This is a genomic window from Bifidobacterium lemurum (assembly GCF_014898175.1).
GTDB classification, from domain to species: Bacteria; Actinomycetota; Actinomycetes; order Actinomycetales; family Bifidobacteriaceae; genus Bifidobacterium; species Bifidobacterium lemurum.
Map to the genome: position 1 here is coordinate 1,703,145 of NZ_CP062948.1, position 18,358 is coordinate 1,721,502.

Here is an 18,358-nt window from a genome sequence, read left to right on the forward strand (position 1 = left end):
CGAGCGGCGACATCCAGCGGCACGAGTATGCTTGATTTTCGATGCGGGCAGGCGCACGACGCGCCGTCATGCCCCGCGAAGAGACGAGGTAACACGATCATGGTCGCACGATGAGACAGGGTAGGCTTGCCATCATCACAGACTGACCACGCCCAATCACGCGTGGTCTCAGATAGGAGTAATTAGTGGCGAAACCACGCGTATACGAATTGGCCAAGGATTTGAACGTCGACAGCAAGGCCGTTCTCGAAAAGCTCAAGGACATGGGCGAGTTCGTGAAATCCGCTTCCTCGACGGTGGAGCCCCCGGTGGCCCGCCGTCTTCGGGCCGCATTCGCCAAGTCCGAATCCGGCGAGGCCAAGGCCGCGCCGAAGACCCAGGCGCCCGCCCCGGCCGCCAAGCCGGTGGCGAAGCCGGCCGCACCCGCTCCGGCGGCGCCTAAGCCCGCGGCGCAGTCTCCGACTCCGTCCGCTCCGGCTCCGAGCCCGGCGGCTCCGGCCAAGCCCGCCGCCAAACCGCAGCAGGATCCCGCGCAGCCGCGCGCCGCGCGTCCGGCGCAGCCTCGCAACGGCGGCGCTCCCAACGCCCGTCCGCAAAATCCCGCCGCCCGCCCCACGCCCAATGCCGGTGCCGCAGGCGCTAACGGCGCTGCCGGCGCGGCGGGTTCCGCCGCGCGTCCCCACACCCCCGGTCCTCGTCCGGGCAACAATCCGTTCAGCCGCAAGCAGGGCATGCGCACGCCGACCCCCGGCGATATTCCGCGCCCGCATCCGATGGCCCGACCGAATGTCGAGGGCGGCCGTGGCGGCCGTCCGGGTCGTCCCGGTCAGGGAGGCCAGCAGGGCGGCGGCGCTCGCGGAGGCTTCCGCGGCGGTCGTCCCGGTCAGGGAGGCGCGCAGGGCGCGCGTCCGGGCCAGTGGGGCCACAACCGTCCCGGTCAGGGAGGCCAGCAGGGCGGCGCCCAAGGCGGCTTCCGCGGCGGTCGTCCCGGTCAGGGAGGCGGCGCCCAGGGCGGTAACAATTTCCAAGGCGGCGGCGCGCCGAGCAACGGTCCCGCACGTGGCGGCGGCCGCGGTCGCGGCGGTGCCGCGGGCGCGTTCGGCCGTCAGGGCGGCAAGTCCTCGAAGGCGCGTAAGAACCGTCTGGCGAAGCGTCAGGAGTTCGAGGAGCTGAAAGCGCCGACCATCGGCGGCGTGCGCATCCCCAACGGCGGCGGTCAGACCGTGCGTCTGCGTCAGGGCGCCACGTTGGCCGATCTGGCCGAGAAGATCAACGTCAATCAGGCCGCGCTGGTGACCGTGCTCTTCCACCTGGGCGAGATGGCCACGGCCACGCAGTCCCTCGACGAGGCGACCTTCCAGATTCTGGGCGACGAGATCGGCTGGAACATCAAGCTCGTCTCCGCCGAGGAGGAGGACAAGGAGCTGCTCCAGCAGTTCGACATCAACCTCGACGAGGAAGAACTGCAGGACGACGAGGATCTTCAGCCCCGTCCGCCGGTCGTCACCGTCATGGGCCATGTCGACCACGGTAAGACCCGACTACTCGACACCATCCGCAGCACCAACGTCATCGCACGCGAGGCCGGCGGCATCACCCAGCGCATCGGCGCCTACCAGGTGACGGTGGAGCTGGAGGGCGAGCCGCGCAAGATCACCTTCCTCGACACCCCGGGCCACGAGGCGTTCACCGCCATGCGTGCCCGCGGCGCCGAGCTCACCGACGTCGCGATCCTCGTGGTCGCCGCCGACGACGGCGTGATGCCCCAGACCGTGGAGGCCATCAACCACGCGCAGGCGGCCCATGTGCCGATCGTCGTGGCCGTCAACAAGATCGACAAGGAAGGCGCCAACCCCGACAAGGTGCGCGGCCAGCTCACCGAATTCGGCCTCGTGCCGGAGGAGTACGGCGGCGACACCATGTTCGTCGACATCTCCGCCAAGCAGGGGCTGAACGTCGACAAGCTGCTCGAAGCGGTGCTGCTCACCGCCGACGCCGAACTCGACCTGAGGGCCAACCCGGATATGGACGCCCGCGGCGCCACCGTGGAGGCCCGCCTCGACAAGGGCCGCGGTGCCGTGGCCACCGTGCTCGTGCAGTCCGGAACGCTCCACGTGGGCGACGCCATCGTGGCTGGCACCTCGTATGGCCGCGTGCGCGCCATGCTCGACGAGAACGGCAACCCGATGAAGGAGGCCGTGCCCTCCAGCCCGGTGCAGGTGCTCGGTCTGACCTCCGTGCCGACCGCGGGCGACCTGTTCCTCGTGGCTTCGGACGACCGCGCCGCCCGCCAGATCGCCGAGAAGCGTCAGGCCACCGAGCGCGCCGCCCAGCTGGCCAAGCGCCGCAAGGTCGTCTCGCTCGAGGACTTCAAGAAGAAGCTCGCCGAGTCCGAGGTCGATATGCTCAACATCGTCATCAAGGGCGATTCCTCCGGCTCCGTTGAGGCGCTCGAGGACTCCCTGATGAAGATCGAGGTGTCCGACGAGGTCGGCATCCAGGTCATCCACCGCGGCGTCGGCGCGATCACCCAGAACGACGTCAACCTCGCCACGGTCGACAAGGCCGTCATCATCGGCTTCAACGTGCGCCCGAACCGTCAGGTCGCCGACCTGGCCGAGCGCGAGGGCGTGGAGATCAAGTACTACTCGATCATCTACAAGGCCATCGAAGACATCGAAGCCTCCCTCAAGGGCATGCTCAAGCCGGAATACGAAGAGGTCACTACCTCGCACTCCGAGATCCGCGAGATCTTCCGCTCCTCCAAGTTCGGCAACATCGCCGGCGTGCTGGTGCAGGACGGCGAGGTCAAGCGCGGAACGAAGTGCCGCATCCTGCGCAACGGCGTGGCCACGGTCAACGATCTGGAGATCTCCTCGCTGCGCCGTTTCAAGGACGACGTCACCTCCGTCAAGGAAGGTTACGAGGCCGGCATCAACCTCGGCTCCTTCAACGACATCGAAATCGGCGACATCATCGAGACCTTCGAGATGCGCGAGGTCGAACGCAAGTAGCGCGACCGACCACGTGGGATATGACGCCAACGCCCGCCACCGGCTTTCGGAGGCGGGCGTTCCCGCGTCTATGGCACAATAACGGATAGCAACGGATAGTGACGCGGACACCTTCCACCACGGAACGGACCGTCGTATGCGAACCTCCGCGACTCAGCGGCGGACATGCGTCTCCGGGAACGCCCCGCGACACGAACAAGACCCAAGGAATGGACTTATGGCAGGAACGAACCCCCGCGCGGCGCGCATCGCCGCCCTGATCCAGCGCGTGATCGCCTCGTCGATGGAGGCGCAGCTGCACGACAAGCGTCTGGCGAACGTCACCATCACCGAAGTGCGCGTCACCAACGATCTGCAGATCGCCAAAGTGTATTGGACCCAACTCGGCCACGCCGGCAAAGAGGAGGGCGAGCGCAAACGCGCCCAGCAGGCCCTCAACCAGGCCAGCGGCCGTCTGCGCTCGCTGGTCGGCGTCAAGGCAGGCCTGCGTCTGACCCCGCAGCTGCAGTTCGTCTACGACGAGGTGCCCGGCGAGGCGCATGAGATCGAGGACATCCTCGCCATCGCGCGCAAGCGCGACGAGGAGCTCGCCAAGGCGCGTGCCACCGCCCAGTACGCCGGCGACGCCGATCCGTACAAGCATGCGGATGAATCTGAGGACGACGACGCGGAATACGCCGACGACGATGACGATTGGGACGACGAGGAGGATTTCGAGGTCGAGGACTTCGACGCGGACGACTCCGATGACGCGGACGACTCCGGTCTCTCAGACCGTGCCGAGTGATGCCGATGGCAACGAGTGACGCCCGCACCACGGCCGGCGGCCTGCTCATCATCGACAAGCCGCAAGGCGTGACCAGCTTCGACGCGGTCGCCGCCGTGCGCGCCGCCCTGCATACCAAGAAAGTCGGCCATGCGGGCACGCTTGATCCGATGGCCACCGGCATGCTCGTCATCGGATTCGGCAACGCCACCAGACTGCTGACTGCGATCGTCGAACACGACAAAAGCTATGAGGCCACGATCCGCCTCGGACAGCGCACCACCACCGACGACGCCGAAGGCGAACTCATCGCGCCGGAGAGTGGCACGACGGGAGTGGTCGACGCGGCGAGTCGAGTTGACCGACTGACCCGAGAGCTGGTCGAGGGGGCCATCCGCGAGTATTTCACCGGTGACATCGAACAGGTGCCCAACAGTTTCTCCGCCATCAAAATCAATGGCCAACGCGCCTACGATCTGGCCCGCGAAGGCAAGACGGTCGAGCTCAAAGCCCGTCCCGTCACCATCGGCGAATTCACCGTGCTCGACATGCGTCGCACCGCCGCCGACGGAGGCTCCGACGCTTCGATGCCCGTGGCCGATGTGGACGTGCGCGTGAGCTGCTCGTCCGGCACCTATATCCGCGCGTTGGCCCGCGACCTCGGGGAACGGCTCGGCGTGGGAGGCCATCTGACCCGTTTGCGGCGCACCCGCGTCGGGCGTTTCGATTTCGCCGACGAGGCCGTCGCACGGCGCGCCATCGGCGCGCATGCCGAATCGTACAGCTTCACCAACCGTGAGGGCGAAACCATCACGCGGAACAAGTGCATGCTCGACACGTCCGGACTCTCCGGTGACCAACGCCGCGAATGGCTGCTGCATCACGCGCTGAGCATGGTCGAGGCCGTGCGCGGTGCCATGCCGGTGGTCGAGGTCAGCGTCGAAGAAGCCGCCGAACTGCGTTTCGGCCGTCGTATCGTCCGCCGTCTCGAGGTGGACCAGGCCGCCGCAGTGGTGGCCGACACCCAGGACGTGGTCGCGTTGGTCGCCCCGGCCAACGGCTCCCAGATCAAACCCGTCACCGTATTCGCCGCCGCCTAGCGCCGGGTATGAGGCGCGATGCCGACCCTTGAAATCCATGTCGATATCCGTTGGCACCTGGGCCTCCAGTTGGCACACCCCTTGCGGACGCTCTTCGAAGGAATGGCGAAATACCGCCAATGGATTTTCGTATAGCGGTTGCCGCAGTGCCAACTGGAGGGCACAAGTGCCAACTGGATTGCGGTGACCATGACGAAAGCGGGTGATCGGCCTGTATCCGATTCCCCGCCGATGTCGATAGCCGGCTGCTGCTACAGTGGACGGCGGTTTTGTGAGACGGTAGAACACGCACGACACGAGGAAACGTTATGAATATCACCAGATTGACGCCGGATGAGCAGGGCATGGTCGAATGGCCCACCTTAAGCGAGGACCGCAAGGCCGTGGTCAGCGTCGGTGTGTTCGACGGCTTCCACCTCGGCCACCGTGCCGTCATCTCGCGCGTGGTGGAACTGGCCCGGCAGAACGACGCCTTCGCCGTGGTGGTGATGTTCGATCCGCGACCCGGCCTGGTGCACCGCTACGCCAAAACCCATAATGGCGAGGAACCCGCCGCCGACGTTCCCGACGTTGAAGCATTGACCGATGCGGACGAACGGCTGCGTTTCATGGAGGAACTCGGCGTCGACCATGCGATGGTCGTGCGCTACACGTTGGCCTTCGCCTCGAAATCCTATCGTTTCTTCCTCGGCCAGATGGTCGGCAAGCTCGGCATGCGCGCGCTGGTGCTCGGCTCCGACGCCGCCATGGGCAACAACCGCGAAGGCGACGTGCGGGCGATCGCCAATCTCGCGGCCGCCACCGGAGTGTTCGAACTGGAGGTGGTGGACGACCGCGGACCGGGCGAGACCCGCGTGCCGCCGAACGCCCGGCCGATTGCCCCCGAAGGTTGGGGAGAGCCCGCCGATCCGTTCGAGGCCATGAGCAAGGCCGAACGCCGCGCATGGAGCAAAAAGCACCAGGCCAAGGCCGTGCGTGTGTGGAGTTCCACCAACGTGCGGTATCTGCTCTCGCAGGGGCGAATCAAGGACGCCAACGCGATTCTGGGGCATGCGCACGCCGTCGAAGGCACCGTGGTGCATGGCGAGGAGCGTGGACGCTCCATAGGATTCCCCACCGCGAATCTGGGCGATGACGTGACGGGCTATCTGCCGGTGGACGGCGTGTACGCCGGATGGCTGGTGGACGGGGACCGTCGTTGGCCCGCTGCCATCTCCATCGGTACCAAGCCCACCTTCAGTGAGAAAACCGGATTGCATGAGCGTGTGGTCGAAGCCTATGCGCTCGCCGACGAGTGGCTGGACCTCTACGGGCACCATGTGCGCGTGGAATTCGTGGGATTCCTGCGCCCTCAGGTCAGATTCGACGGACCGGACGAGCTGGCCGCCGAGTTGAAGCGCAACGTCGAGGAGACCAGACGTCTCACCGCATGATTCGCGAACGACGTTGAACGTAAAGGGCCGTCATCCGATATTGAGATGACGGCCCTTTTACGTGTTGCTGAGTGGAGATCCCTCGACTGCGCTGCGCTTCGCTCGGGATGACGGAGGAGGCATTGCGCTCGCGATGATGGAAGGAACACCACGCTTGGGATGACGAGGGGAGGTTCCGTTCGGGATGAGTTTCCCGTCATGCTGAGCGCAGCGGAGCGCAGACGCAAGCATCTCTGCCCAGCATGACGAGGATGATATCGGAAGATATCAGTGGCGGAAGTGGGAGAAGAACTCCTTGGTCTGCGGATCCTGCGATTCGTCCATCACCTCGCGCGGAGTGCCGTTTTCGGCGATGACGCCGCCGCGCAGCAGCACCACCCTGTCGGCCGCGTCATGGGCGAAGCTCATTTCGTGCGTGGCCATCAGAATCGTGGTGCCTTGGCTTTTGAGTTCGGCCACCATGGTGAGCACCTCGCCCACGAGCATCGGGTCGAGCGCCGAGGTGATCTCGTCAAGCAGCAGCAGCTCGGGATCGGTCATCAGCGCGCGGGCGATGGCCACACGCTGCTGCTGTCCGCCGGAGAGCTGGTCGGGGTAGGCTCCGGCCTTGGCGCGCATGCCGATGCGGTCGAGCAGTTCCAGCGCGCGGGATTCGGCGCGGTCTTTGCTCCAATGGTGCACTTTGCGCGCGGCCAACGTCACGTTCTTGATCACCGACATATGCGGGAACAGGTTGAACTGCTGGAACACCACGCCGATGCGCGCGCGCAGCTTGTCCTGGTCGGCGCGGGGATCGGTGATGTCGGTGTCGCCCAGCCAGATCTGGCCGTCGTCGACGCGCTCCAGCAGATTCACGCATTTCATCAGCGTGGATTTGCCCGAACCCGAAGGGCCGAGCAACGCCACGACCTCATGCCGGCGCACCTCGAAGGAGATGCCCTTGAGCACCTGCGTGGCGCCGAAGGACTTGCGGATGCCGTCCAAACGCAGCACCGCGGGGGCGTCGGTCTGTTCGGACTCGGACGCGCTTGAGACGGGACGATCGGTCGTTATGGAATTCATGGTCTCGCTCATACCGTGCCTCCACTCAGCTCACGTTTGCGCAGTCGCGCCGCATACCAGTCGTTGAGCAGGATGAACGGCACGCTCATCAGAATGAACAGCAGGCTTGCCACCACATACGGGGTGAAGTTGTAGCTGCTGGCCACCTCGATCTGGGCGGCGCGCACCGCATCCACCGCGCCGAGCACGGAGATGAGGCCGACATCCTTCTGCATGGAGATGAAGTCGTTCATCAGCGCGGGTGCGACCTTGCGCAGCGCCTGCGGGATGACGATCATACGCGTGGTCTGCCCGGCGGTCAGACCCAGGGAACGCGCGGAGGCGCGCTGCGAGGGATGCACGTCGTTGAAGCCGGCGCGCAACACCTCGGCCACATAGGCGGAGTACCCCATGACCACGGCGATGGTGCCGAGGATCGAGGGGTCGATGCGTCCGAACAGGCCGAGTCCGGGGATGCCGAAGCCGATGAGGTAGAGGATCACGATCATCGGGATGCCGCGCATCACGGTGGTGTAGACGGCGGCCAGCACACGCAGCGGGAACAGCACCGGATTGGTGCTGGTGCGCACCAACGCGATCAGGGTGGCGAAGATGGCCACGCCGATCACCGCGACGACCAGCACTCTGATGTTGAGCCACAGGCCGTCCAGAATCTCGGGGAACGACGAGGCGAAGTATTCGGCGGAGAAGAAGGTCTGCTTGACGCGAGGCCAGCCGGGGGAGAGCTTGAGTCCCGCGACCACGATGGCCGCCAGCACGATGGTGCTGACGAGACTGGTGGCCACCGATTTGAGCTGTTGCTTGCGCCGCCAGTCGCGGCGGGAAAGCTCGACCTCGCTGACGGCCGCGGAATCGTGGGCGGGGCCGTCGGAATTGGTGATGGTTGGCTGAGTGTTCATCGGCATCGGTGGGTCAGGCGGGTTCGTTCAGATCGGCGGCATGCGCGACCGGTGTGCGCGGCGGGAAGTGGTGCTGTGTCATATCTTCTCTTCCTGGGTCAAAGCGGATGATGCGTGTGGTCGGCTGACACGGGTGATTATAACGCTGTGACATCGCGGATGCGTCACGATGCCCATCGCCGTGGCCGCCGGTGTGGGGGTCGGCTTGTGGTCCGGTTCGCCGGATTATTCGAGGGTGAATCCGTCAAAGGTGAAGCCGGGGCTGACCACGCAGGAGACCAGCGCGTCGCCCGGGCCCGGCACGGTGCGCTGCCATACGCCGGCGGGCACCACCGCATGTCCCACGACGGGAGTTTTGGAATCGGCCTCGCCGTTGACGCCCGAGCCCAGCGTGAATCGCTCGCGCTTGGCCTCTTCTGGTTCGGGGGCGTCGCCGTCGCCGCCGAATTCCAGCGTCACCGGCGCGGGGCCGTGCCACAGCCAGATCTCGTCCGCATCCACTTTATGCCAGGCGCTCACGTCGCCCTGCGGAAGCAGGAAGTAGATCAGCGAGGCCAGCGGACGGCCGTGCAGACCGTCTTCCGGGTCGTCGGCGCGGTAGTCGAGCGGCGACTGCCAGTCGCGCGTGTACCAGCCGCCTTCGGGATGCGCCTCGAGTCCCAGCCTCTCCACGACGGAACGGGCGTAGGGGCTCATGTCCTCCAATGCGATGCTCATTATTGATTCCTTTCGATTGTGGCGGATGGAGATCCCTCGACTGCGCTCGGGATGACGAGGGTGTTTCGCTCGGGATGGCGAGGGTGTTTCGTTCGGGATGGCGAGGATGTTTCGTTCGGGATGACGGAAAATATTCTTGTCATCCTGAGCGCAGGGCGAAGCCCGGAGTCGAAGGATCCCATACGCAACACACCCGTACTCTCAGAACGCGCCGTCGTTGTAGACCACGCGGCCGGAGATCACCGTGGCCCGGTTCGTGCCGGCGCCGTGGCGCACCAACGTCTCCAACGTGTCTTCGATGCCGCGCGGCGTGGCCACATACACCGGCACGTCGAAGAACGCGAGGTCTGCGGTCGCGCCCGCGTTGATCTGGCCGATGCGGCCCGCGCCCACATGCATGCCCAGCACCTCGGCGCCGCCGATCGTCATCATGCGGATCAGCCGGTGGGTCAGGTCGTCGCCCGCATAGCCCTGCTCGCGCGCCAGATCGTAGAGCATGGCCACATCCTCCAGCACGTCGAGGCTGGGGGAGCTGGACAGCGAGTCGGTGCCCACGGCCAGAAGGTTGCCCTCCTCGAGATATTCGCGGATCGGCGCGTCGCGGCCGGTCACCGTGATGCGGTTCGAACGCGGGCACAAGGCCACGCCCACGCCGCGCTGGCGCAGGATGCGGCGGTCCTCCTTGTCGGCCCACACGCCGTGCGCGATATGCACGTCGGGGCCGAGCGAGCCGAGCTGGTCGAGGAACTGGATGGCCGACGCGCCCTTGCCCGCTTCCTTGAGCTCCTGATAGCTCGTCCAATTCTCATCGCGCCATTCGGCCGCCGAATACGTGGACAGGATCGTGTCGCGCCTTCCGGCCTCCATCGGCGTCTCCGCCAGATGGATGTGCAGGCGCATGTCGAGCTGGCGGGCGATGTCGGGCAGATCAACGAAGGGCGCGGTCTCCAACGTGTAGGGCGCGTGCGGGCTGATGCCGATGCTGGGCAGCCCCTCTTGGCGCATACGCCCCAGATGGGTCACCAGTTCGGCGATGCCCTCGGTTTTCCAATCGCTGTTGCGCCAGTTCATCACCTCCCAATAGGCCACGCCGTGCATGCCCTGCGAGGCGAGCGCGCCGACCGCCTCCGGATCGGTGACGATGTCGGCGGCGGCCGTGGTGCCGTGACGCACCAGCATGCGCGCGCCCTCCTCGGCGGAGTCCTTCCACGAGCCCGTTTCGCACAGGCGCTCGTACACGGGGTCGAACGCCCGCTCCCACGCTTGGAAACTGTCGTAGTCGCCGCGGCCCACCTCGGCCATATTCGTGTACTGCAGATGTGTGTGCGCGTCGATCAGACCGGGCATGATCACGCCATGCCAGTGACGCTCCTCGAAACGCGCACCGGCGGCCATATCCTGTTTGAGAGCCTCCAGCACCCAGCGTCGGGTGCCGGCGTGCACCACGCGGCTGCCGCTGACCGCCACGGCGCCGTCGAGCAGCACCGGTCCGGTGACGGGGATGATCAACGGCGCGCTGTACAGCGTCACCTCATTCAGGGGCGCGGGATGCGCGGCCGCGTACAGCTGGTCGAACGAGTCGGTGGTCATCGCGCCTCCTTGAATCTGGTGAGCGTCCAATCGTAGCCGTTGTCGTCCACGGCATGGCTGGTCCGGTATCCGCGTGTCTCGAGCGCGGCGGCGGCGATGCGCCGGTCGGTCGCCTTATCCAGCCGGTGCAGGCCGGGGGCGAGCGTGCCGCGGTGGGTCAGCAGGTGGGCCACCGCGCTCGCCTGCACGGCGAAGCTTAAGTCCATGATTTCGATTGGGTTGCCGCCGCCGGCCGTGTAGTTCACGCCGTCGCCCTGGGCGAGCAGGGTGAGCGTGGGGCCGTCGGGCACGGCCAGTTCGCACCGGTCGAGGCCGGTTCGCGGACGGAAGCCGGGGATTCGGTCGAGGGCGATTTCGTTGGCGATGCCGCCGATCACCGCCAATACGGTCCCGTCACGCATGCGGCGCATATGCTCCACGGTGATGGTGTGGCGCACGCCGGTGGCGGAGACGACCATATCGGCGTATTCCAGCGCCTCGTCGATGTCGTGGGCGGCGAATCCGTCGAACACCGCCTGCAGCGCGGCCACCGGATCCGTGTCGCATACCGTGACCCGCGCGCCCAACGCCCGCACGCGCAGCGCGAAGCCTTTGCCGACCGGTCCGTAGCCGACCACGGCGACCCGCGCGCCGTCGAAGGCGTGGCTGCCGAGGAGCTCCTGCATGGTCGTCACGCAGCTTTCGCCGGTGCCGTGGGCGTTGTCGAATCCGGTTTTGAGGATACTGTCGTTCACGGCGATGACGGGGAAATCCAGCGCGCCGGCGTCCTGCATCGCCTGGAAGGCGCGCACGCCGCTGGTGGTCTCCTCGGCCACGCCGATCAGGTCGGCCATGAGTTCGGGGCGTTCCGTGGCGGCCAGCCGGGCGAAGCTTGCGCCGTCGTCGATGATGATCTGCGGGCGGATTTCGTCCAGCAGCCGCAGCGCGCCCCGATGCGTCTGCTCGGCGGTCCATGCCACGTCGGCTTCGACGATGACGCCTTCGGCGGCAAGCTGGTCGGCCACGCGTTGGTCGGTGTCGGAAGGCTCGGCGAACACGCCCACGATGGCGCCGGCCGCTTTGAGCTCGCGCAGCAGCACCGCGGTTTTCGGCTCCAGAATCAGGCATACGGCGATCCTCACGCCGGTGAAATCCACGCCGTCGGCGATGATCCGACGCATCAGCTCGCGCAGCACAGGCATATGGCGGTGCGCGTGCTCCATCGCCTCCAGCCCGGTCAGCTCGCGTGCGTCGGGGATGCTCCGCGGATCCGTGATGCCGGGGAACTCCGTATACGAGGTTTGTCCGCCGTGATTTGCGGGCAGTCCGGGCGCATCGTCATCGGGAACCATGCCCCATTGGCTGGCCTGTGCGGCGAATCCGGAATCGGCGTCTTTCGGCGGCGTGAAACGCGCGCCCGCCAGCGAACGGTTCGTGCGTTGCGAATACGCGCGCGCCCATGAGGCGAAATCGTATGCTGTCTGCTGCTCGGTCATACGCCCATCATAAGCCGTGCATGTCAACCCATAGCGTCAAGCGTTCCCGTCATGCCTGGGCGCAGGCGCGGACGGAGTCGAAGCGTCCCATTCGTGACATTGGAGATCCCTCGACTTCGCTCGGGATGACGGGAGGGGAGCTCTGGATGACGGGTGGGACGCTCGGGATGACGGGGTGCTCGGGATGGCGTTGATAGTGCTTGGGAGATCAGCGGCGCGACAGGCCCAGGGCGGTGAGGGCTTCGGCCAGGGATCGCACCTCGATCAGGGTCAGGCCGGGTATTTCGATCGGCTTGCGGGGCGTGGGCACCACGGCGATGGTGAATCCCAGCCGCGCGGCCTCGCGCAGACGGTGCTCCAGACGCGGGGCGGGACGCACCTGGCCGGTCAGGGAGATCTCGCCGATGGCGCAGGTGGCGCGCGCGATCGGCGTGCGGTGTGCGGCGCTCGCCAGCGCGGCCACGATGGCCAGATCGCAGGCCGGCTCCTTGGCAAGACCTCCGGCGATGGTGGAGACGTACAGGTCGTTGGCCAGCAGATTGATATGGCCGTGGCGGTAGAGCACCGCGGTGAGCATGGCGATGCGGTTCGAGTCCACGCCGTTCACCGCGCGTCTGGGCGTGGGCAGCACGGAATTGGTGACCAGCGCCTGCACCTCGATGGGCAGGCTGCGGTGCCCGTCCAGCGTGAAGGTCACGCAGGTGCCCTCCACCGGCGCCTCCTGCCCATCGCCCGCGGACAGGAACAGGCCGGCCGGGTCGCGCACCTCCTCGATGCCTTCGCCGCTCATGTCGAAACAGCCAACCTCGTCGGTCGGTCCGAAACGGTTCTTCACCGCGCGCAGCATGCGCAGCGCGGTTTCGCTGTCGCCCTCGAACTGGCAGACCACGTCGACCAGATGCTCCAGCGTGCGCGGGCCCGCGATCGAACCGTCCTTGGTCACATGCCCCACCAGCAGCACCGGAATATCCAGGGTTTTCGCCGTGTCGATCAGCGCGCTCGCCACCTCGCGCACCTGCGTGGAGCCGCCGGAGATGCCATCGACCTCCTGCGAGACGATGGTCTGCGCGGAATCGACGATGGCAAGCGTGGGCCGCTCCTGTTCGATCAGGCCCAGTACGGTGGCCAGATCGGTGGTGGAGGCCAGCAGCAGATTCGGCTCCACCGCGTTGATGCGGGTGGCGCGAAGACGCACCTGCGCTTGCGATTCCTCGCCGGAGACGTACAGCACCGATCCGTCGCCGGCATGGCTTCGGGCGATGTTGCCCGCGGTCTCCAGCAGAAGGGTGGACTTGCCCACGCCGGGCTCGCCGGCGATCAGCACCACGGATCCGGGCACGATGCCGCCGCCGAGCACGCGGTCGAATTCGCCGAATCCGGTGGGCACGCGGGTGACCTGTTCCGTGCCGACCTGGGTGATGGGCGTGGCCGAACCTTTGCTTCCCGCGGGGGAGGGCGCGGCCGGTTGGGTGCGCGAGGTGCGTCCGGGCGCGGCGGTGCGGGTTCCCGCGGCCGCGCGGGCCTCATGGAACTCCCCGACGGTGCCCCATTGTCCGCATTCGGGACATTTTCCGAACCATTTCGCGCCATTCCAGCCGCATTCGGAACACACATACTGCACGGACGACTTTGCCATGATGCCGACGCTATCGGTGTTCGCCGACAAGACGCGGCCGTTGGGGAGATCCCTCGACTTCGCTCGGGATGACGGGAGGGAGGCTCGGGATGACGTTGATAATGATTATTCGTCATGCTGAGCGGAGTGCAACGAAGTCGAAGCATCTCCATGGGATGACGAGAGAGGGTGGGCGAAAGAGGAACGTTTGGGATGGTGGGAGGGCGGCGATTCCGTGAAGCGTCGGGTTGGTGTGAGAGAATCGGGGCATGCCGAATACTCAACAGACATCCTCTTCGCATGGCAAGCTTATCGCCGTGGTGGTCGCCGCCGCGCTCGTGATCATTCTGGCGGTGCTGTCCGCCTTCGTCTGGCCCGGCTGGGCGATCAAAAGCGCCGACGAGCCGACTCAGTCCGAACAGCAGACGGAGGAGCCCACCACACCCAGCATCGACGCGGTCGCGCTTCCCGAAGACGCCACCGAACTGCTCAAGGCGATGCCCGACAGCGTGCTCAACTACGCGCGCGTCAACGCCGAAGCCTCCACGAACTGGAGCTCGGCCTCGCCGCTGGAGGAATACACCGTGACCTATGCGGTGTCCGAGGACTCCCAGGATCTGACGATGATCACCGCGCAGTGGTCGTCCGCCGATTCCGCGAAGACGCAGTACGACGCCCTCGCCGCCACACTGACCGGTGAGGAGCTCGCCTCCGGCAACGTGAAGGTCTCCGGCGACACCACCGGCAGCTATGTGGTGAAAACCGACGCGTCGGACGAGACCAAGGCCGTGGCTCTGTGGCAGAACGACACCGTGGTGTTCCAGGTCACCGGATCGAAGGACGCCGTGATGCGTTTCTACCAGGAGTTCCCGCTGTAAACCCAAGCCGACACCGACTGCCGGGCGGAAACGCAAGGTCGAGCGGGCGCATGGAGTTCCCGCCGAAAACCCTGCCGACACCGGCTCGCGGCGCGGGCGCGACCCGCAGAACGGGTGGCATGGTGTCGTCGGTCGCCCAATGCGTGTACTATTGGGCAAGTTGCAACTTTCACGATTAATCGGAATGGAGGCTTCAGATGGGTTCCGTCATCAAGAAGCGCCGCAAGCGGATGAGCAAGAAGAAGCACCGCAAACTGCTGCGTAAGACCCGCCACCAGCGCAAGTAGTCTTACCTGCAATCAAGGCATGAAGAAACCCCGGTCAGTCAAGCTGGCCGGGGTTTCGTGTATCCGTTCCCTCGTCATTCCGAGCGGAGCGCAAGCGGAGTCGAGGAATCTCGTTGCCGCCAGAGGCTGGGATCCCTCGACTTCGCTCGGGATGACGAGAGGGTGTCGTTCGGAATGACAGATGGCCTCGGTGCGCCGAGGCCAACAATCACTTGTTGGAGTTGGTCATCACGCGCGGGCCGTTCGGGTCGCCCACAATCACCGTGTCGACCATGTTGAGGAACAGGCCGTGCTCCACCACGCCCACGGTGGTGATGAGATCCTCGGCCAACGCCTGCGGATGCTCGATCTTCTCCAAATGCAGGTCCACCACATAGTTGTTCTCGTCGGTGCGCACCGGCTGTCCCTCGGCGTCGAGACGCAGCACGGGCTTGTATCCGCGGGCTTCGAACTTCTTGACGACCTGGCCCGCGCCGAAGGGGATCACCTCGACCGGCAGCGGGAACTTGCCGATGGTGTCGACCACCTTGGATTCGTCTACGATCCACACGATCCTGTCGGAGTTGGTCGCCACGATCTTCTCCCACAGCAGGGCGGCGCCGCCGCCTTTGATGCCGTCGAAGTTCTTGTCCACCTCGTCCGCGCCGTCGATGGTCACGTCGATATGGTCCACCTCGTCGACGTCCACGATGGTGATGCCGTAGCTTTCGGCCTGCTCCTGCGTGCGGCGGGAGGTGGTCACGCCGGTGAACTTCAGTCCCTCCTCCTGCACTCGACGGCCGAGCTCGTCGACGAGGAAGCGGACGGTCGAGCCGGTTCCGAGGCCCGCGACCATGCCGTCTTCGATCAGCTTGGCGGCTTCGATGCCGGCCGCCTTCTTCAGAGCGTCCTGTTGCGCCTTATCCATGGGTTCTCTCCTTGTTCTGTTCCCGAAGGAACGCGTATTGCCAATGGTTGGAGACCTCTCCTATCCTAACGCGTATCCCGGCGCGATCGCGCGGTGGCGCGACGTCGTGTCCGTAGCGCGCGGATGCGTGATACTCGGCTCCACTTGCGTCGGTGGCGTGGCGGCGTCCGTCGCGTGTGCGGATGCGTGCGTTCGCGCACACGCGCATGGCTCGCGATGTATGCCTCCATGTCTTGCGGCTTACGATGCGCCGCCCGGGTTCTCGCGCAGGAAGGGGGCGTTGGTGATGACGAGATTGCCGTCGCCGTCCACCAGTCCTTCGATTTCGATCACGCCGCGCACCGGCAGGGGGCGGCCGGTGAAGAAGGGGCTGGTTTTGGGCGCGGGGGAGAAGCGGAGGGCTCCCGACACCATCAGTCCGGTCGGCAGGAGGCGCGGCTGCGCCGGTGCCCCGGTCACGGCGGCCTCCTGAGACGCGGTGGCCTCCTCGGATGCGTTCGCGTCCGTGCTCGCGTCGGTATCTTCGGATGGAATGGACGCTTCCTCGCCATTGGCTTCGCCTTCCGCGCCCGCCGTTGATTCGGCATGGTCGCCGGTCGGTTCCCCGTCGTTTCCGATTGAGGGCTCGCCGGTGCGCGGTTCCTCGGCGAACCCGTCGGGTCCGGTGCCAAAGGCGTCCGTCGGAGATGCGTCGTTCTCCTTGTCTTCCTTCGACCGCCCGTAATCCGGCAGATCCGGCACGCCTTCGGGCTCCGGCTCGAGGATCGCGCGGGGATGGCGTTCGGCGGATTCGCCGCCGTTCGGGGAATCGCTTTCGCCCGGGGAGTCGGCGCCGCGGCCCAGATGGTAGTCCTCGGGCGTGATCGCGCCGTCGAGCAGCATCCGCGCGTCGGAGGGGATGTCCAAGCCTTTGGAATATTCCGAGGCGATCAGCGACTGCCATCCCTCGCGCGGCAGATAGCCGTCACGCACGCCGGAGCGGCAGTCCTCGGCGAAGGTGCGCGCCAATTCGTCGACCTTCTCATTGCCGGCGTTGCCCGCGTGGCCCTTCACCCATACGAAGCGCACCGAACCCTCGCGCGCGCCGATCTCCTCGTCGATGGCCTTGATGATCTGAGCGTTCTTCACCGGCTTCTTCTGCGAGTTCTTCCAGCCGTTCTTCTTCCAGCCTTTGACCCAGGTGGTCGAACAGTTGATCGCGTACTGCGAATCCGTTTCGATCACCAGCGGCTCCGCGCCCGGATGCGCGCGCAGCGCCTCCAGCACCGCGCATAATTCGCCGATCTGATTCGTGCCGTTGGTGGCGCCGCCCGCGTCGCAGTCGCCCGGATGCTCATGCCCGGGCGTGCCGCCCGCATGAGGCGTGTGGTCGGCCCATGCCCATCCCATGGGGCCGTTGGGGTTGGCGAGCGCCGAACCGTCTGTGGATACCGTGATAGTCATGCGCTCCAGCCTACGGACGGGGTGCGAAATCGGCCGTGGCCGGCTTCCGGGACGTCACCGACACGGATGCGCGGGGCCGATGCTGACGCGTTCGACGAATGCGGAGGGCAGCATCACCGGCTCGAGGTTCGGGTGGAGCACGGTGTGGTGCAACCGCCCGATCAACGCGTCCACGGCATGCTGGGCCAATTGTTTGCGGGGCAGACGCACGGAGCTGAGCCGCGGATCGACCAGCAGGCTGACGGGCAGGTCGTCGACGCCGATCACCGAAACGTCGTCGGGCACGCTATATCCGCGGGCCCGCAACGCCGCCATGAACCCGATGGCGACGACGTCGTTGTAGGCGATGACGGCGGTGGTCGGATTGCCGAGGAACTTGGCGGCGACTCCGTATCCGCCGGCGTAGGTGGGCTCGGCGCCGGGAATGCGCTTCAGGGTGATGTGACGCCGCGCGCACAGTTCGCTGATCGTCCGCCAGCGGATGCCGTCCTGCCAGGAGGCCACGGGGCCGGAGAGATACGTCAGTGAATCATGGCCCAAGGCGATCAGCCGTTCGATCGCGTCGGTCAGGCCGGGAGTGGGGTCTCCGCTGATGGATTGCAGTCCGCGCACCGGTCGGTTGATGGTCACCGCCGGTTTGATTTCGGCGATTTTGCGGATGGTGACGTCCGAGGCCCGCGATGAGGCGAGGATGAAGCCGTCCACATGCGCGTGGGCCAGTTGCAGCGCGTTGCGTTCGATGGCGCCGGTCTCCTCCGCGTCGATGACCATCAGCCCGAACCCTTTGCGCATGCATTGATGCTGCGCGCTTTTCACATAGTCGGCGAACACCGGATTGGCGATATCCGCCACGCTGATCGCCAATATGCCATGCAGCCGCCCGCCGTCGGCGGGGGCGGGGGTGTCGACGGCACGCGCGCGGTACCCCAAGGCGTCGGCCGCGGCGAACACCCGTTTGGCGGTGCTCGCGCTCACCCGGCCGGGCCTCGCGAAAGCCCGCGACACCGTGGATATGGACACGCCGGCGGCTTCGGCCACGTCGCGGATGGTGACGGTGCTCTCGGGATCTGGTGCGCTCATACCGCCCAGCCTACACCGCGGACGGCGTAAGGCGAGGAAAACCATGGCAAAGCCACACGGCGGGCATCGCGAAAACCACATAATAAAGCCAT

The 18,358-nt window shown here is 66.2% G+C and carries 15 protein-coding genes; 6 read left to right on the top strand and 9 right to left on the bottom strand.

Annotated features, from left to right (window positions below):
* Positions 1 to 185 precede the first annotated feature (185 nt).
* The 4 genes from infB to ribF all read left to right on the top strand — a co-directional run bounded on the left by infB (position 186) and on the right by ribF (position 6,313).
* A complete protein-coding gene (gene infB / locus BL8807_RS06460; RefSeq protein ID WP_072724904.1) occupies positions 186 to 3,014 on the top strand; it encodes a translation initiation factor IF-2 in 2,829 nt (942 codons plus the stop codon).
* Between the two features lie 217 nt (positions 3,015 to 3,231).
* Positions 3,232 to 3,801 carry a 30S ribosome-binding factor RbfA gene (rbfA, locus tag BL8807_RS06465; RefSeq protein WP_072724906.1) on the top strand — a complete coding sequence of 190 codons (570 nt, stop codon included), beginning with the start codon at positions 3,232 to 3,234 and terminating at the stop codon, positions 3,799 to 3,801.
* A 5-nt stretch (positions 3,802 to 3,806) separates the two neighbouring features.
* Positions 3,807 to 4,880: a tRNA pseudouridine(55) synthase TruB gene (gene truB, locus BL8807_RS06470; protein WP_072725094.1), complete on the top strand. Its 1,074-nt coding sequence runs from the start codon at positions 3,807 to 3,809 to the stop codon at positions 4,878 to 4,880.
* Between the two features lie 308 nt (positions 4,881 to 5,188).
* Positions 5,189 to 6,313 (top strand): bifunctional riboflavin kinase/FMN adenylyltransferase, encoded by a 1,125-nt coding sequence (gene ribF / locus BL8807_RS06475; RefSeq protein ID WP_072724908.1) that lies wholly within the window; start codon positions 5,189 to 5,191, stop codon positions 6,311 to 6,313.
* A 267-nt stretch (positions 6,314 to 6,580) separates the two neighbouring features.
* Here the strand turns inward: ribF and BL8807_RS06480 are convergent, their stop codons facing one another.
* The 6 genes from BL8807_RS06480 to radA form a co-directional block, all read right to left on the bottom strand.
* Positions 6,581 to 7,387, bottom strand: coding sequence for an amino acid ABC transporter ATP-binding protein (locus BL8807_RS06480; RefSeq protein WP_072724910.1), 807 nt, complete (start codon positions 7,385 to 7,387; stop codon positions 6,581 to 6,583).
* Complete coding sequence (locus BL8807_RS06485; RefSeq protein ID WP_072725096.1) at positions 7,384 to 8,274, bottom strand: amino acid ABC transporter permease; 891 nt, start codon at positions 8,272 to 8,274, stop codon at positions 7,384 to 7,386. The genes BL8807_RS06480 and BL8807_RS06485 overlap by 4 nt, the downstream gene beginning before the upstream one ends.
* Positions 8,275 to 8,499: 225 nt before the next feature.
* Entirely contained in the window at positions 8,500 to 8,991 is a 492-nt protein-coding gene (locus tag BL8807_RS06490; RefSeq protein ID WP_072724912.1) for a cupin domain-containing protein, read from the bottom strand.
* Positions 8,992 to 9,192: 201 nt separating this feature from the next.
* The gene (locus tag BL8807_RS06495) at positions 9,193 to 10,581 is read right to left on the bottom strand and encodes an amidohydrolase family protein (RefSeq protein ID WP_072724914.1); all 1,389 of its coding nucleotides are present in this window, start codon (positions 10,579 to 10,581) and stop codon (positions 9,193 to 9,195) included.
* Complete coding sequence (locus BL8807_RS06500) at positions 10,578 to 12,056, bottom strand: adenosylhomocysteinase (RefSeq protein WP_072724916.1); 1,479 nt, start codon at positions 12,054 to 12,056, stop codon at positions 10,578 to 10,580. Before BL8807_RS06500 ends, BL8807_RS06495 begins: the two co-directional genes overlap by 4 nt.
* A 208-nt stretch (positions 12,057 to 12,264) precedes the next feature.
* Positions 12,265 to 13,692, bottom strand: a complete 1,428-nt coding sequence (radA, locus tag BL8807_RS06505; RefSeq protein WP_072725098.1) for a DNA repair protein RadA — start codon at positions 13,690 to 13,692, stop codon at positions 12,265 to 12,267.
* 248 nt (positions 13,693 to 13,940) lie between these two features.
* Between radA and BL8807_RS06510 the strand changes: the two genes are divergently transcribed.
* Together BL8807_RS06510 and BL8807_RS06515 are read left to right on the top strand one after the other, a co-directional pair.
* Positions 13,941 to 14,549: a hypothetical protein gene (locus BL8807_RS06510; RefSeq protein ID WP_072724918.1), complete on the top strand. Its 609-nt coding sequence runs from the start codon at positions 13,941 to 13,943 to the stop codon at positions 14,547 to 14,549.
* Positions 14,550 to 14,746: 197 nt separating this feature from the next.
* Positions 14,747 to 14,836, top strand: coding sequence for a 30S ribosomal protein bS22 (locus tag BL8807_RS06515; protein WP_004268639.1), 90 nt, complete (start codon positions 14,747 to 14,749; stop codon positions 14,834 to 14,836).
* 208 nt (positions 14,837 to 15,044) lie between these two features.
* Here the strand turns inward: BL8807_RS06515 and rpiA are convergent, their stop codons facing one another.
* The 3 genes from rpiA to BL8807_RS06530 form a co-directional block, all read right to left on the bottom strand.
* Positions 15,045 to 15,743, bottom strand: coding sequence for a ribose-5-phosphate isomerase RpiA (gene rpiA / locus BL8807_RS06520; RefSeq protein ID WP_072724920.1), 699 nt, complete (start codon positions 15,741 to 15,743; stop codon positions 15,045 to 15,047).
* A gap of 240 nt (positions 15,744 to 15,983) precedes the next feature.
* The gene (locus BL8807_RS06525; RefSeq protein WP_072724923.1) at positions 15,984 to 17,186 is read right to left on the bottom strand and encodes a ribonuclease H family protein; all 1,203 of its coding nucleotides are present in this window, start codon (positions 17,184 to 17,186) and stop codon (positions 15,984 to 15,986) included.
* A gap of 54 nt (positions 17,187 to 17,240) precedes the next feature.
* Complete coding sequence (locus BL8807_RS06530) at positions 17,241 to 18,266, bottom strand: LacI family DNA-binding transcriptional regulator (protein WP_072724925.1); 1,026 nt, start codon at positions 18,264 to 18,266, stop codon at positions 17,241 to 17,243.
* Positions 18,267 to 18,358: the final 92 nt, after the last annotated feature.